The organism is Curtobacterium sp. Csp2 (genome assembly GCF_013347165.1).
The window spans coordinates 1,070,426-1,084,653 of record NZ_CP054593.1 but is presented as its reverse complement, the minus strand read 5'-3'; the positions used below and the strand labels follow the sequence as shown (position 1 = coordinate 1,084,653).

Annotated in this window: 9 protein-coding genes and 1 pseudogene; 7 read left to right on the top strand and 3 right to left on the bottom strand. The window is 70.8% G+C overall.

The genetic code is table 11. The features are described 5' to 3' along the window. Positions 1 to 226: 226 nt before the first annotated feature. The gene (locus HUN59_RS05470; protein ID WP_174777778.1) at positions 227 to 2,413 is read right to left on the bottom strand and encodes an MDR family MFS transporter; all 2,187 of its coding nucleotides are present in this window, start codon (positions 2,411 to 2,413) and stop codon (positions 227 to 229) included. Positions 2,414 to 2,510: 97 nt separating this feature from the next. On the opposite strand from HUN59_RS05470, the gene HUN59_RS05465 reads away from it, so the two are divergent. Then, the gene (locus tag HUN59_RS05465; protein ID WP_058742848.1) at positions 2,511 to 2,987 is read left to right on the top strand and encodes a MarR family winged helix-turn-helix transcriptional regulator; all 477 of its coding nucleotides are present in this window, start codon (positions 2,511 to 2,513) and stop codon (positions 2,985 to 2,987) included. Between the two features lie 135 nt (positions 2,988 to 3,122). Further along, positions 3,123 to 4,946 (top strand): DEAD/DEAH box helicase, encoded by a 1,824-nt coding sequence (locus HUN59_RS05460; protein WP_058742849.1) that lies wholly within the window; start codon positions 3,123 to 3,125, stop codon positions 4,944 to 4,946. 123 nt (positions 4,947 to 5,069) lie between these two features. On the opposite strand, the gene HUN59_RS05455 is transcribed toward HUN59_RS05460, so the two are convergent. Further along, positions 5,070 to 6,002, bottom strand: coding sequence for an NAD-dependent epimerase/dehydratase family protein (locus HUN59_RS05455; protein ID WP_174777777.1), 933 nt, complete (start codon positions 6,000 to 6,002; stop codon positions 5,070 to 5,072). 122 nt (positions 6,003 to 6,124) lie between these two features. Here HUN59_RS05455 and HUN59_RS05450 point away from each other — a divergent pair, with 122 nt between their 5' ends. The 4 genes from HUN59_RS05450 to opgC all read left to right on the top strand — a co-directional run bounded on the left by HUN59_RS05450 (position 6,125) and on the right by opgC (position 11,963). Beyond that, on the top strand, positions 6,125 to 6,859 hold the full coding sequence (locus HUN59_RS05450) for a TetR/AcrR family transcriptional regulator (protein WP_174777776.1): 735 nt from the start codon (positions 6,125 to 6,127) through the stop codon (positions 6,857 to 6,859). A gap of 120 nt (positions 6,860 to 6,979) precedes the next feature. Next, positions 6,980 to 9,007: a glycosyltransferase gene (locus tag HUN59_RS05445; RefSeq protein WP_254629904.1), complete on the top strand. Its 2,028-nt coding sequence runs from the start codon at positions 6,980 to 6,982 to the stop codon at positions 9,005 to 9,007. A 2-nt stretch (positions 9,008 to 9,009) separates the two neighbouring features. Beyond that, positions 9,010 to 9,417 carry an ATP-binding protein gene (locus HUN59_RS05440; RefSeq protein WP_058742853.1) on the top strand — a complete coding sequence of 136 codons (408 nt, stop codon included), beginning with the start codon at positions 9,010 to 9,012 and terminating at the stop codon, positions 9,415 to 9,417. Next, positions 9,405 to 11,963, top strand: coding sequence for an OpgC domain-containing protein (gene opgC, locus HUN59_RS05435; RefSeq protein ID WP_174777775.1), 2,559 nt, complete (start codon positions 9,405 to 9,407; stop codon positions 11,961 to 11,963). The genes HUN59_RS05440 and opgC overlap by 13 nt, the downstream gene beginning before the upstream one ends. A 154-nt stretch (positions 11,964 to 12,117) precedes the next feature. On the opposite strand, the gene HUN59_RS05430 is transcribed toward opgC, so the two are convergent. Continuing rightward, positions 12,118 to 13,905, bottom strand: a complete 1,788-nt coding sequence (locus HUN59_RS05430; RefSeq protein WP_174777774.1) for an OpgC family protein — start codon at positions 13,903 to 13,905, stop codon at positions 12,118 to 12,120. Here HUN59_RS05430 and HUN59_RS05425 point away from each other — a divergent pair. Then, a pseudogene (locus tag HUN59_RS05425) lies at positions 13,889 to 14,228 on the top strand (hypothetical protein); the annotation flags it as partial. The gene HUN59_RS05430 and the pseudogene HUN59_RS05425 overlap by 17 nt on opposite strands.

The following is a 14,228-nucleotide window of genomic DNA, read 5'->3' as shown; positions in this document are numbered from 1 at the left end:
CCTGGTTCTTCCGGGTGCCGCCGCTCCGCCAGCGTTCGGCGCTGCAGGAGCAGCACGACCAGGCGAACGGTGCCGGCGACCGCGCTGACGAGCTGGAGGTGCAGGCCGGTCTCGCCGCCGCCGAGGCCGGGTCCTTCACCGGGCCGATGACCGGCTCCACGCCGACCCAGCGTCGGTGACCACGCGGCCGGTCCCGGTGCGCGGTGCACCCGGACCGGCCGCGTGGTCACCGACGCTGGGTCGGCGTGGAGCCGGTCATCGGCCCGGTGAAGGACCCGGCCTCGGCGGCGGCGAGACCGGCCTGCACCTCCAGCTCGTCAGCGCGGTCGCCGGCACCGTTCGCCTGGTCGTGCTGCTCCTGCAGCGCCGAACGCTGGCGGAGCGGCGGCACCCGGAAGAACCAGGTCAGGACGAACGCGAGCAGGATCACCCCGAGCCCGACCCAGTAGATCGTCACGGACGAGGCGTTGAACCCCGCCATGAACGGCCGGGTCAGCCGGCTGTCGGCACCGGTCAGGAACGAGGTGTCGTTCGTGCTCGTGGCGTTCGAGTCGGTGCCGCTGCCGTCCTGGATCTCCTCCGCCAGCTTCGGCGTCAGCTCGTCGACCCAGTACGACCGCTGTGAGGCGTCAGACCAGTCGACGGTCACCGTGCCGTCCTGGACACTCGCGTGGGCCTTCGTCGCCACGGCGTCGAGCGCGGCGGCCTCGGCCGCGGGGCTGGCGTCGGCGACCTGCTGGTCGATCACGGTCTGGGCGGCGGCCTCGGGCAGCGCCCCGGCGTCGACCTGGACCTGGACGGCGGCGCTGACCTTCGACACGACCTGCGCGTCGGCGGCCTGCTTCGCCTGTGCGGTTGCGTCGTCGAGCTGCGACTGCACGGTCTTCGTGAGCGGCGTGGTGATCGGGGCCCAGATCTTGTCGATCGCGCCCTGGTTCTCGGCCTTGCCCGCCACGGACGGGTCGAGCGCGGCGGAGAGCGCTGGCTTCAGGTCGGCCTGGTTCGCGGTCGCGGTGAGGATGTTCGACGGCATCACCGAGAACAGGATCGACAGGAGCACGGCGGTGCCGAGCGTGCCGCCGATCTGCCGGAAGAAGGTCGCCGACGAGGTCGCGACGCCCATGTCCCGGGCCTCGACCGAGCCCTGGGACGCCAGGGTCAGCGACTGCATGACCGAGCCGAGCCCGAGGCCGATGAGGAACATGCCGATCATCAGGAACCAGAGCGGCTTGTCGATCGTCATGAAGGTCAGGACGACGTAGCCGGCGGACACCAGGAACGTGCCGATGACTGGGAAGATCCGGTAGCGACCGACTCGGGCGACGATCTGGCCGGAGGTGATCGACGCGATCATGAGCCCGCCGACCAGGGGCAGCGTCGCGAAGCCGGACTCGGTCGGGGTGAGGCCGACGACGATCTGCAGGTAGAGCGGGATGGTCAGCATGGCGCCGAACATCGCGAAGCCGACCAGGAACCCGATGACCGTGGCCATCGAGAAGGTGCCGGACCGGAAGAGCTTGAGCGGGATGATCGCCGCGTCGCCCATCTTCGACTCGACGAGCAGCAGCGCGACGAGACCGAGCGCGCCGATGACGTAGCTCGCGATCGCGGCGGGGGAGCCCCAGCCCCAGGTGCGTCCCTGTTCGGCGACGAGCAGCAGCGGCACGAGCGTGACGATCACCGCCGTGGCGCCCCACCAGTCGACCTTCGGCTTGTCGCCCTTGCCGTGCACCTTCGGCAGGTGCAGGAAGACGATCACCATGATGAGCGCGGCGACACCGATCGGGACGTTGATGAGGAGCACCCAGCGCCAGCCGGTGATCCACAGGATCTCGGAGGAGCCGGCGAGCAGGCCGCCGATGAGCGGGCCGATCACGGACGAGATGCCGAACACGGCCAGGAAGTAGCCCTGGTACTTGGCGCGCTCGCGCGGGGCGAGGATGTCGCCCATGATCGCGAGCGGCAGCGACATCAGGGCGCCGGCGCCGATGCCCTGCACCGCACGGAACGCGGCGAGCATGAGCATCGACGTGGACATCGACGAGAGCACGGCGCCGAGGATGAACACCACGATGCCGAAGATGTACAGGGGTCGGCGGCCGAAGATGTCGGAGAGCTTGCCGTAGATCGGCGTCGCGATGGTCGACGTGATCAGGTACGCGGTCGTGACCCACGCCTGCTGGTCGAGCCCGTGCAGGTCGTCACCGATGGTGCGGATGGCCGTGCCGAACACCGTCTGGCCGAGGGACGACAGGAACATGCCCGCCATCAGGCCGTAGATCACGAGGAGGATCTGGCGGTGCGTCATGAGCGGCTGCTGGCCGGGCGTGCCGGGCGCGGGCGCGCCGGTCGCCGCGGGCGCCTCGGCCGCGTGGCGGCCGTGCTGCACCGGGACGGGTGCGGTGGCGGTCATCGAACTCCTTTTTCTGGCTGTGTAACTTTGCAGACCGCGCAACGATACATCCATTGCTTCCAGCAAGCAACTAATTCGGCGCCGGTACCCTGGCCGCGTGACCGAGGACCGCGCCGCCGCCGAGCGGCTCCTGCACGCGCAGCTCGATCGGCTCTGGGTCCGCCAGGCGCTCCGCTCGTCGCTCATCGAGTCGCGCGGCGGGCTCGACCCGACGGCGCGCGTGATCCTGCGGGCCGTCGACCACTTCGGTGCCGTCCGCTCCATGGCGATCGCCGACGCGACCGGGCTGTCCCGCCCGGTCGTCAGTCGCCGGGTCGCGTCGCTGGTCGAGGCCGGGTACCTCGACACCTCGCCCGACCCCGCGGACGGACGCGCGAGCCTGGTGGCGGTCGCCGACGCCGGGCGACGTCTGCTCGACCGGCTCGACGTCGCCGGTGCCGAAGCCGTCGACGAGCTCACGCAGGCGTTCGCGACCGACGAGCTGCACACCCTGGCCGGGCTGCTGGCCCGCCTCAACGACCGTGCGGACACGGTGCTCGGCATCGGCGCGCCGGACCGCGACGACGCGGCCTGACCACGCGGCCCGCGTCGCGGACGCGACCGGGGGACGGACTGGAGGCTCGTGGCGGGCCCGCCACGAGCCTCCAGTCCGGTGCTCCGTCACCACGCGCGGTCGCCGCGCAGGTCGCAGCCGGGGTACCGTTTCCGCATGAGCACGGACACCGCCACCACCACCGAGACCACCGACGAGGGGCCCGTGGTGACCTTCGCCGACCTCGGCCTGAGCGACCCGGTGCTCAAGGCCGTCAAGGAGATCGGCTACGAGACCCCCTCCGCGATCCAGGAGGCGACCATCCCGACGCTGCTCGAGGGGCGCGACGTCGTCGGCCTCGCGCAGACCGGGACCGGCAAGACGGCGGCGTTCGCGCTGCCGATCCTGTCCCGCATGGAATCGGGCGCGAAGGTGCCGCAGGCCCTCGTGCTGTCGCCCACCCGCGAGCTCGCGCTCCAGGTCTGCGAGGCGTTCGAGCAGTTCGCCTCCCACATGAAGCACGTGCACGTGCTGCCGGTCTACGGCGGCCAGGCGTACGGCGTGCAGCTGTCCGCCCTGCGCCGCGGCGTCGACGTCGTCGTCGGCACGCCCGGTCGCATCATGGACCACATCGCGAAGGGCACGCTCGACCTGTCCGAGCTGAAGTACCTCGTGCTCGACGAGGCCGACGAGATGCTCAAGATGGGCTTCGCCGAGGACGTCGAGACGATCCTCGCCGAGACCCCGGACGACAAGCAGGTCGCGCTGTTCTCGGCGACCATGCCTGCGCAGATCCGCCGCATCTCGCAGCAGTACCTCACGGACCCGGCCGAGATCACCGTCAAGACGAAGACCAAGACCGCGGCGAACATCACGCAGCGGTACCTCATGGTGTCGTACCCGCAGAAGGTCGACGCGCTCACCCGCATCCTCGAGGTCGAGGACTTCGAGGGCATGATCATCTTCGTCCGCACCAAGAGCGAGACCGAGACCCTGGCCGAGAAGCTCCGCGCCCGCGGCTACGCCGCCGCCGCGATCAGCGGTGACGTCGCGCAGGCGCAGCGCGAGCGGACGGTCAACCAGCTGAAGTCCGGCAAGCTCGACATCCTCGTCGCGACCGACGTCGCCGCCCGCGGTCTCGACGTCGACCGCATCACGCACGTCGTGAACTTCGACATCCCCGTCGACATCGAGTCCTACGTGCACCGCATCGGCCGCACCGGTCGCGCCGGCCGCAAGGGCGACTCGATCAGCTTCGTCACGCCGCGCGAGCGTCGCCTGCTCTCGGCGATCGAACGCCACACCAAGCAGCCGCTCACGCAGATGCAGCTCCCGACGATCGACGACGTCAACGAGACCCGCCTGACCCGCTTCGACGACGCGATCACCGCGGCGCTCGAGCAGCAGGACCGGATCACGGCGTTCCGTGACGTCATCGCCCACTACGTGCGGAACCACGACGTGCCGGCCGACGACGTCGCCGCCGCGCTCGCGGTCGTCGCGCAGGGCGAGTCGCCGCTGCTGCTCGACCCCGCGGACGACCAGCTGCGGAACCAGGTCGACCGCGACGGCGCCCGCGCCGCCCGGCCCGACCGGGACCGCGAGGACCGTGGCCCGCGCCGCTCGCAGCCGATGACCGCCTACCGCATCGAGGTCGGGCGTCGCCACCGCGTCGAGCCAAGGCAGATCGTCGGCGCGCTCGCGAACGAGGGCGGCCTGCGCCGTGACGACTTCGGCGCGATCCAGATCCGGCCGGACTTCTCCATCGTGGAGCTGCCGCAGGACATGGACGCCGGCGTGCTCGACCGGCTGTCGGACACCCGGATCAGCGGGAAGCTCATCGAGATCAAGCCGGACCGCCGGGGTGGTGGCGTGCGGCGTGACCGGGACCGGGATGACCGTGGGCCGCGTGGCGGGGGCCGGGATCGCGATCGCGACCGCGACGACCGCGGGTTCCGTGGTGGCGACCGGGAGCGCGCGCCGCGCAAGCCCCGGTACTGAGGCGCCCGGCACCCTGCCGTCGCCGAGACGCCCTGCCGTCGCCGAGACGCCCCCGGATCCGGGGGCGTCTCGCTCGTTCGGGGGCGTCTCGGTGCGTTCGGGGGTGTGTCGGCGCGCGGTTCGCTACACCGTCACGAGCCCTGACAGGGTCCGGCGGCACACCTCGTCCCACGGCGTCGGTTCGATCCCGAAGTGCGCCCGCGCCTGCCGGTCGTCGAGCACGTACGGCGCGGTCCACTGGTACCCGAGCTGTGCGACCTCGCGCATCAGGGGCGTGACCAGGCCGATGGCCCGGACCAGCCCCATCGGCAGCCCGCGCACGGGGACCGGCGGACGACCAGCGGCGTGGAGCACGTCGGTGAGCGCCTGCTCCTGGGTCCGGGGTGGGTTCGACGGGACGTTCCAGGTACGCCCGTGCGACGAGGGGTCGTCGACGGCCGCGACGAGCGTCCGCGCGACGTCCTGCACGTCCGTGTAGGTGTGCGGCCGGTCGGTCCGACCGATCACCGTCACGGCCTTCCCCTGCAGGGCGGCGGGCAACACCCGTGTCACGTGCCCGTTCTGGCCGATGCCGGGTCCGACGTAGTCCGAACCGCGGACCTCGACGGCCCGCAGGCGTCCGGCCTCGTGCGCGGCCCGGGCATCCGCCCACATCCGTGCCCGCAGCACGCCCTTGTGGTCCGTCGCCGCGTCGGGCAGGTCCTCGTGCATCGGTCCGTCGACGGGGCCGTACGGGTACAGGTTGCCGGTGATGCCGTACACGGTCCCGGTCCGCTCGGCGGTGGTCAGCAGGGCGTCCGCGAGCGGCGGCCACACCCGCTCCCACTGCGTGTAGTCGCCGGGGTTGGCGCAGTTGTAGAGCGCAGCGGCGCCCTCGGTGACGCGGGTCAGTGCGCGGGCGTCGGATGCGTCGAGCGCCTCGTGCCGGACCCCTGGCTGGCCGGTGTCGCGGCCGGACCGCGTGACGACGACCACCTCCTCCCCGCGGTCGGCGAGGTGGGCGGCGACGTGCCGCCCGACGGGACCGGCGCCGACGACGACGTGGTGACGGGACATGGTGGCCTCCTGGGTCGATTCGGAGAGCGGTGCTCTCGGAAGCAGTGTGGCGCGCTTCGGCTCCGATTGCAAGAGCGGTGCTCTTGTTTGTGTGCACTGCTCTCGCATGGCATCCTGACGGGATGTCCGACAAGGCCCCGACCGCCCGTGCCCTGGCGCGCGAGACCGTCCGCGCGCGGATCCTCGCTGCGGCTCGGGTGCGCCTGACCGAGGAGGGTCCCGCGCAGCTCAGCCTGCGCGCCGTCGCGCGGGACGTCGGACTCGTGTCCTCCGCCGTCTACCGGTACTTCCCGAGCCGGGACGACCTGCTCACGGCGCTGCTCGTCGCGGACTACGACGAGCTCGGCGCCGCGGTCGAGTCCGCCGAGGCGCCGGTCGACCGCGCCGACCACCTCGGCCGCTGGACGGCGGCGTGCCGGGCGATCCGGACGTGGGCGACCTCCCACCCCGGCGACTTCGCACTGCTCTACGGCTCACCCGTGCCCGGCTACGTCGCACCGCAGGACACGATCGAGCCGGCCTCGCGCACCACGCACGTGCTCATCCGCATCGTCACGGACGCATGGTCCGGCCTGGACGGCGCCGCTCCGCGGATCGGGCACGGTCCCGCGGTGGGCGATCCGGTGCGGACGGCCGCCGCGATCGCCGATGCGGTGGCCTACACACGACAGCGAGGCTTCCACGCCGATCCGCCCCCCGAGGCCGTGCTCCGCCTGCTCATGGCGTGGACCACGGTGTTCGGCGTCCTGTCCTTCGAACTGTTCGGTCACGCCGTCGGATCGGTGTCCGATCCCGACGCCTACTTCGACGAGGTCATCGTCCGTCTCGCGCACGACCTGGGCCTCGTGCACCGCTGAGCACGGTCGGACGGCGGTCCATCGGGGCGTCGGGCTGACAGGTCCTCGTGTGCTGCGGTAGACAGGCTGGTACGCAGCGCACTCACCAGCGCTGTCCGGCAGCAGCAGGGAAGGATGCCGATGACGGCGCTCGACGTCAGCCGCCAGGACCGGCGACGGCTCACGACCGGAACCCCGACCCGGCGTCTCGCCGTGGTCCGGACCGTCGCACTGGTCGCCTCGATCGCCGGCGTGAACTACATCGTCTGGCGCTGGGCCGCGTCCGTGAACTGGCACTCGTGGTGGATCGCGGTGCCGCTGATCCTGGCGGAGACCTACAGCGTCATCGACTCGCTCCTGTTCGCCTTCGGAGCGTGGCGGCTGCGCGAGCGGGGGGAGCCGCCGACGAAGCCGGCCGGGGACGTCACGGTCGACGTCTTCATCACGACGTACAACGAGCCCGTCGAGCTCGTCGTCCGCACCGCCCGTGCGGCGAAGGCGATCACGCACCCGCACAGCACGTGGATCCTCGACGACGGCAACCGCCCCGAGATGCGCGCCGCCGCCGAGTCGCTCGGGATCGGGGTCATCACCCGCGGTGCCGACTGGGTCGATCGTCCCCGCCACGCCAAGGCCGGCAACCTGAACAACGCGCTGCTCGCCACCCAGGGGGAGTTCCTGCTCATCCTGGACGCCGACCAGGTCCCGGAACCGTCGATCCTCGACCGCACGCTCGGGTACTTCAAGGACGAGCGGATGGCGCTCGTGCAGACCCCGCAGTGGTTCGAGAACGTCCCGGACGCCGATCTCCTCGGAAGCCAGGCGCCCCTGTTCTACGGGCCGATCCAGCAGTCGAAGGACGGCTGGAACGCCGCGTTCTTCTGCGGCTCGAACGCGATCCTGCGCCGCGAGGCCCTCATGCAGCTCGGCGTCACCCGCTACGTGCGCGAGGTCGAGGAGTCCGTCGAGCGGACGATCAAGACCTCGCGGAAGCTCCTGGCCCGGGCGCGCGAGACCGAGACCGACCCGCGCGTGCTCGACGCGCTCGACGGGGCCGAGCAGGTCGTCGACCGCGCCCGTGACCAGATCGACCGGGGCGAGCCGCTCGGCGACGTCACGTACGACTTCCAGCGCGGCATCGACGCGATCGCCTTCCGGTTCGCCGCCGCCGACCTCGAGGCGGTCCGCCGTGACCTGCAGGAGCTCGCGGCGATGTCGACCGAGGCGGACACGTTCGCCGGGCTCGACGACGCCGCACTCGACGTGCTCGGTCGGCGCGAGGCCTCGCCCGTCGCGGCCATCGAGTCGATCGCCGTCCTGGCCCGCGCGCTCGACGTCAACCGGGACGACGAGGCGCAGCCGATCATGCCGCTCGCCACGATCTCGGTGACCGAGGACATGGCGACCGCGATGCGCCTGCACGGCCTCGGCTGGAAGTCGGCGTACCACGACGAGATCCTCGCCAAGGGCCTGGCGCCCGAGGACCTGCCGACCATGCTCGTGCAGCGCCTCCGGTGGGCACAGGGCACCATGCAGGTGTTCTTCCGCGAGAACCCCCTCGTGCAGAAGGGGCTCTCGTTCGGGCAGCGCCTCATGTACTTCTCGACGATGTGGAGCTACCTGTCGGGCTTCGCCGCGGTCGTCTACATCGCGGCCCCGGTGCTCTGCCTGTCGTTCGGGGTGGTCCCGGTCCAGGCGTACAGCGTCGACTTCTTCGTGCGGCTCATCCCGTTCCTCGTGCTCAACCAGGCCCTGTTCTGGGTGGTGGCCGCTGGGAGACCGACGTGGCGCGGGCAGCAGTACTCGCTCGCGCTGTTCCCCGTGTGGATCGAGTCCGTGACGAGCGCCTTCGAGAACGTGTTCCGGGGCAAGCCGCTCGGCTTCCGGGTCACCCCGAAGGTCCGCGACGAGTCCGAGCAGAAGCCGCGGTGGGACCTCGTCAAGCCGCAGCTCATCGCGATGGCGGCCCTCGTCGCGTCGCTCGTGCTCATCGGCATCCGCTACCTGACCGGCCAGGCGGAGGGGATCGCGCCCCTCGTCAACTCCGCCTGGGTCGTCTTCGACCTCTTCATCTTCAGCATCGTGATCCGGGCCGTCCGCTACGGCGGTCCCGGCCCCGGGACGGTGCAGTCCGAACACGAGTCCTCGACCGCAGGAGGCCCGCTGTGACCATGCAGCACGTGACCTTCGAGGTGCCGGCCGTCGCCGCGTCCCTCGACGAGGTGCAGGACCGGTTCGCCGCCTGGTGGGAGACGCTCGACGTCGACGACGTGCGGCTCCGCTTCGCGCTCGAGACCGCGTTGGCCGAGATCGCCGCGAACATCGTCGAGCACACGAAGCGCACCGACCGGGTCGAGGGCCGCCGGTACACGGTCGAGCTCCTGGCGACCGACCGCGAACTCCTCGCGGTGCTCACCGACAACGGGCAGCCGGCGGACGTCGACCTGTCCGCGGTGACGATGGCGGACGTCGACGAGGAGAGCGGCCGCGGCCTCGCGCTCGCCACCGCCGCGCTCGACCGGCTCGAGCACCAGCACGTCGGCGGTCACAACATCTGGACGCTGGCGTGCACACGGTGAGGGGCGTCCTGGCCAAGGCCGTCGCGCTCCTCGTCGTGCTCGGGACGCTGCTGCTCGGCGGCGCACTCCCGGCGGCCGCGGTGACGGCGAACCCGGCGACGGCGACCCCGGCGGCGGCGACCTCGGCGGCGGCCTCGGACCGCGGTGCGCTCCCGGCGTCCGACCGGACGTGGTTCGGCCCCGACCTGGACTGGGGCGACGACAGCCCGGACGGCTACGCGGGCCGACTCGGTGCCGTGCCGTCGATGTACGGCGTCGAGATCGAGTACCCCTTCGACCGGAGCGCCCGGAAGGAGTTCCTCCGGGCGACCCGGGCCGCGGCCGCCCAGGGGGCCGTCCTCGTCGTCAGCCTCGAGCCCTCGCAGTCGCTCGGCTCCCTGACCCGCGCCGACGCCGAGACCGCGAACCGCCTGTTCGAGGAGGTCCACCGGCAGTACGACACCCGCGTGCTCGTCCGCTTCGCGCCGCAGATGAACGGCACGTGGGTCCGGTGGGGGCAGCAGCCGACCGCGTTCGTCGACGCCTTCCGTACGCTCGCCCGCGTCGTGCACGCCGGCGACTCGTCGGCCGCGATGGTGTGGTCGCCGTCGTACGGGGCCGGCTATCCGTTCGGGGAGTCCGCCGGCCGCCTGCAGGACCTGTCGGCGACCGACGTGTCGAAGCTCGACACGAACGGCGACGGACAGCTCACCGCGGCCGACGACCCGTACGCGCCGTACTGGCCCGGTGCCTCGAGCGTCGACTGGGTCGGCCTGTCGATGTTCTCCTTCGGCAAGGGCAAGGCCACCGAGGCCGCCGGGCGCGAGGTCCCCCTCACCACCAACGAGGTCCCCGCCGCCGGTGAGGTCCAGGCACGCTTCGACGAGACCTGGGGCTACCAGCAGCCGCAGACCGAGGGGACCTTCACCCAGCGCTTCGCCGTCGACCAGGACCGTCCGATGCTCCTGGACACCGGGGCGCTCTACGACCACTCGCTCGAGGGAGCCGCGGAGCTCCCGGTCAAGCAGGAGTGGTGGCGGCAGGTGATCGCCGCCGTGCAGCAGCACCCCGAGGTCCGCGGCGTCACGTTCCTCGAGACGAACCGCCGCGAGCCCGAGGCCAGCAACCGGGTCGCGGACTGGCGGGACACGGCCGTCCCGGGGATCGCCGGGTCGTTCCGCACCGACCTGCAGGACGCCGACCACTTCGTCTTCGGGCCGGTCACCGAGCGGATCACACCGCAGGACGGCGCCGCCGCCATCAGCCAGGAGTACGAGACCGGCGGCGACCAGATGGCGTGGATCGTCTGGTTGGCGGCCGGTCTGGCGGCGGTGTTCCTGCTCAGCGGCCTCGTCGGTCGCCTCCTGCCGAGCTGGCGCTACCCCGACGACGGCAAGCCCGGGCGCGACCTGCGGCTCGACCTGTTCCGCGGCTTCATCATCCTCGCCGTCGTCATCACGCACATCGAGATCGGCGGGCCGTACTCGTACATCACGCTGCACGCCACGGGCGCGATCACCGGCGCCGAGATGTTCGTGTTCCTGTCCGGCATGGTCCTCGGCATGACCTACCCGTTCGCGATCAAGAAGTTCGGCGAGTGGGTCGCCGCCGTCGGCGCGTGGAAGCGTGCGCGGAAGCAGTACCTCGTGACGCTCGGGGTGATCCTGGTCGTCTTCGCGATGAGCTTCATCCCCTTCCTGAACACCGACGCGATCACGACCTTCACGGACCGGGGGACCGGGACCGGCGGTGTCGGGGCCGAGGGACGCGTGTACGACCTGTACCCGAACGCGATGCAGCTGCTCGCGTACCCGCCGCCCTGGTACGCGATCCGGCAGTTCCTGCTGCTCGAGATGGGCCCGTGGCCGTTCAACATCATGGGACTCTTCGTGGTGCTGAGCCTGTTCATCCCGCTCTTCATGTGGGTGATCCGGCGCGGGTTCTGGTGGGCGCTGCTCGTCGTCAGCTGGGGTGTCTACGTCTTCCAGGCCCTCAACCCCGACTTCCGTCCGCTGAACTCGCAGTTCGAGGCGGTCTTCCCCCTCCTCACGTGGCAGGTCGTCTTCACGCACGGACTCGTGCTCGGCTACTACCGCCGACAGGTCATCGGCGCGCTCACCGGTCGGCTCGGCAAGGTGCTCATCGGCGTCGGCATCACCGGGTACGCGCTGTTCCTGGTCTACGTCTGGGCGGGCAACCAGTTCGGCTTCACCCCGACCCCGTTCCCCGCGACGATGTACGACCAGCTCTACAACACGGCGTACCAGCGCGTGGACCTGCAGTGGGGCCGGCTCGTCGACATCGCGTTCTTCGCGATCGTGTCGTACGCGATCCTCACGGTGTTCTGGAAGCCGATCGCGGCGGTCCTCGGCTGGCTCTGGATCCCGATCGGGCAGGCGAGCCTCTACGTCTTCGTGTGGCAGGTGTTCTTCGCGCTGGCCATCGCGTCGATCCCCGGTGTCGACTGGTTCAACGGGTGGATCGGCTTCGCCGCCCACACCGCGCTGATCCTGCTGGTCTGGTACATGATCCGCAAGAAGTTCCTCTTCTCGGTCATCCCCCGCTGACCCCGCCCGCGCGGTCGTTCCCATCGCGCGTGACGTAGGAAGCCGATCCGCGCGTACTGGGTCGAATCGCGCGTACCAGGTCGTTCGTTCTGACCAGGTATGCGCGGATCGGCTTCCTACGTCACGCGCGATGGGAACGACCGCGCGGGCGGGGTCAGCGGGGGATGACCGAGAAGAGGAACTTCTTGCGGATCATGTACCAGACCAGCAGGATCAGCGCGGTGTGGGCGGCGAAGCCGATCCACCCGTTGAACCAGTCGACACCGGGGATCGACGCGATGGCCAGCGCGAAGAACACCTGCCACACGAAGACGTAGAGGCTCGCCTGCCCGATCGGGATCCAGAGCCAGCCGAGGACCGCCGCGATCGGCTTCCAGAACACCGTGAGGATCGCGTACGACACGATCGCGAAGAACGCGATGTCGACGAGCCGGCCCCACTGCAGGTCCACGCGCTGGTACGCCGTGTTGTAGAGCTGGTCGTACATCGTCGCGGGGAACGGGGTCGGGGTGAAGCCGAACTGGTTGCCCGCCCAGACGTAGACCAGGAACAGCGCGTACCCGGTGATGCCGACGCCGATGAGCACCTTGCCGAGCCGACCGGTGAGCGCGCCGATGACCTGTCGGCGGTAGTAGCCGAGCACGAGTCCGTGCGTGAAGACGACCTGCCACGTGAGGAGGGGGAAGACCGCCTCGAACTGCGAGTTCAGCGGACGGAAGTCGGGGTTGAGGGCCTGGAAGACGTAGACACCCCAGCTGACGACGAGCAGCGCCCACCAGAACCCGCGCCGGATCACCCACATGAAGAGCGGGATGAACAGGCTCAGCACCACGAAGAGTCCCATGATGTTGAACGGCCACGGGCCCATCTCGAGCAGCAGGAACTGCCGGATCGCGTACCAGGGCGGCGGGTACGCGAGCAGCTGCATCGCGTTCGGGTACAGGTCGTACACGCGTCCCTCGGCCCCGACACCGCCGGTCCCGGTCCCCCGGTCCGTGAAGGTCGTGATCGCGTCGGTGTTCAGGAAGGGGATGAAGCTCATCGCGAAGACGACCAGGATCACCCCGAGCGTCACGAGGTACTGCTTCCGCGCACGCTTCCACGCGCCGACGGCGGCGACCCACTCGCCGAACTTCTTGATCGCGAACGGGTAGGTCATGCCGAGGACCATGCCGGACAGGAACACGAACATCTCGGCGCCGGTGATCGCGCCCGTGGCGTGCAGCGTGATGTACGAGTACGGCCCGCCGATCTCGATGTGCGTGATGACGACGGCGAGGATGATGAAGCCGCGGAACAGGTCGAGCCGCAGGTCGCGCCCGGGCTTGCCGTCGTCGGGGTAGCGCCAGCTCGGCAGGAGGCGACCGACGAGGCCGCTGAGCAGGAACACCGCCGCCAGACCGGCCGCCAACCAGACGATCCACGCCATCTGGTCGCCGCCGGTCTCGTACTCCTGGCTGATGGCGGCGGCGCCGTCCTGCGGTGTGATCCGCTCGGTGACCGGCCCGAAGACGAAGTGGTCGGCGTCCTGCAGGTCGGTGCGGAACGACCCGGCGATCCCCGGGACGGCCGTGTCCCGCCAGTCCGCGACCCGGTTGCTGGCCTCGGGCTCGCGGCGGTTCGTCTCGAGGAACGTGACGCCGCGGACCTCGGGGTGCTGCTGCACGGCGGCGATCACCTGCCGCCACCACTCCTGCTTGACCGGGAGCTCCGCGGCTCCCTCGAGCGAGTGGTCGTAGAGCGCCCCGGTGTCCAGGAGCATCGGACGGTCCTGGTCGACGGCGAAGCGCTGGGTGAAGGTCCCCTCGGTCTGCGGCTGCTGGTAGCCCCAGGTCTCGTCGAAGCGTGCCTGGACCTCACCGGCGGCGGGGACCTCGTTGGTGGTGAGGGGGACCTCGCGCCCGGCGGCCTCGGTGGCCTTGCCCTTGCCGAAGGAGAACATCGACAGGCCGACCCAGTCGACGCTCGAGGCACCGGGCCAGTACGGCGCGTACGGGTCGTCGGCCGCGATGGTGTGGTCGCCGTCGTACGGGGCCGGCTATCCGTTCGGGGAGTCCGCCGGCCGCCTGCAGGACCTGTCGGCGACCGACGTGTCGAAGCTCGACACGAACGGCGACGGACAGCTCACCGCGGCCGACGACCCGTACGCGCCGTACTGGCCCGGTGCCTCGAGCGTCGACTGGGTCGGCCTGTCGATGTTCTCCTTCGGCAAGGGCAAGGCCACCGAGGCCGCCGGGCGCGAGGTCCCCCTCACCACCAACGAGG

Excerpts from the sequence above, each read along its gene's own strand:
- HUN59_RS05470 (WP_174777778.1), bottom strand. The coding sequence starts at position 2,413 with ATGACCGCCACCGCACCCGTCCCGGTGCAGCACGGCCGCCACGCGGCC.
- HUN59_RS05460 (WP_058742849.1), top strand. The coding sequence starts at position 3,123 with ATGAGCACGGACACCGCCACCACCACCGAGACCACCGACGAGGGGCCC.
- HUN59_RS05455 (WP_174777777.1), bottom strand. The coding sequence starts at position 6,002 with ATGTCCCGTCACCACGTCGTCGTCGGCGCCGGTCCCGTCGGGCGGCAC.
- HUN59_RS05450 (WP_174777776.1), top strand. The coding sequence starts at position 6,125 with ATGTCCGACAAGGCCCCGACCGCCCGTGCCCTGGCGCGCGAGACCGTC.
- HUN59_RS05445 (WP_254629904.1), top strand. The coding sequence starts at position 6,980 with ATGACGGCGCTCGACGTCAGCCGCCAGGACCGGCGACGGCTCACGACC.
- HUN59_RS05440 (WP_058742853.1), top strand. The coding sequence starts at position 9,010 with ATGCAGCACGTGACCTTCGAGGTGCCGGCCGTCGCCGCGTCCCTCGAC.
- HUN59_RS05430 (WP_174777774.1), bottom strand. The coding sequence starts at position 13,905 with ATGTTCTCCTTCGGCAAGGGCAAGGCCACCGAGGCCGCCGGGCGCGAG.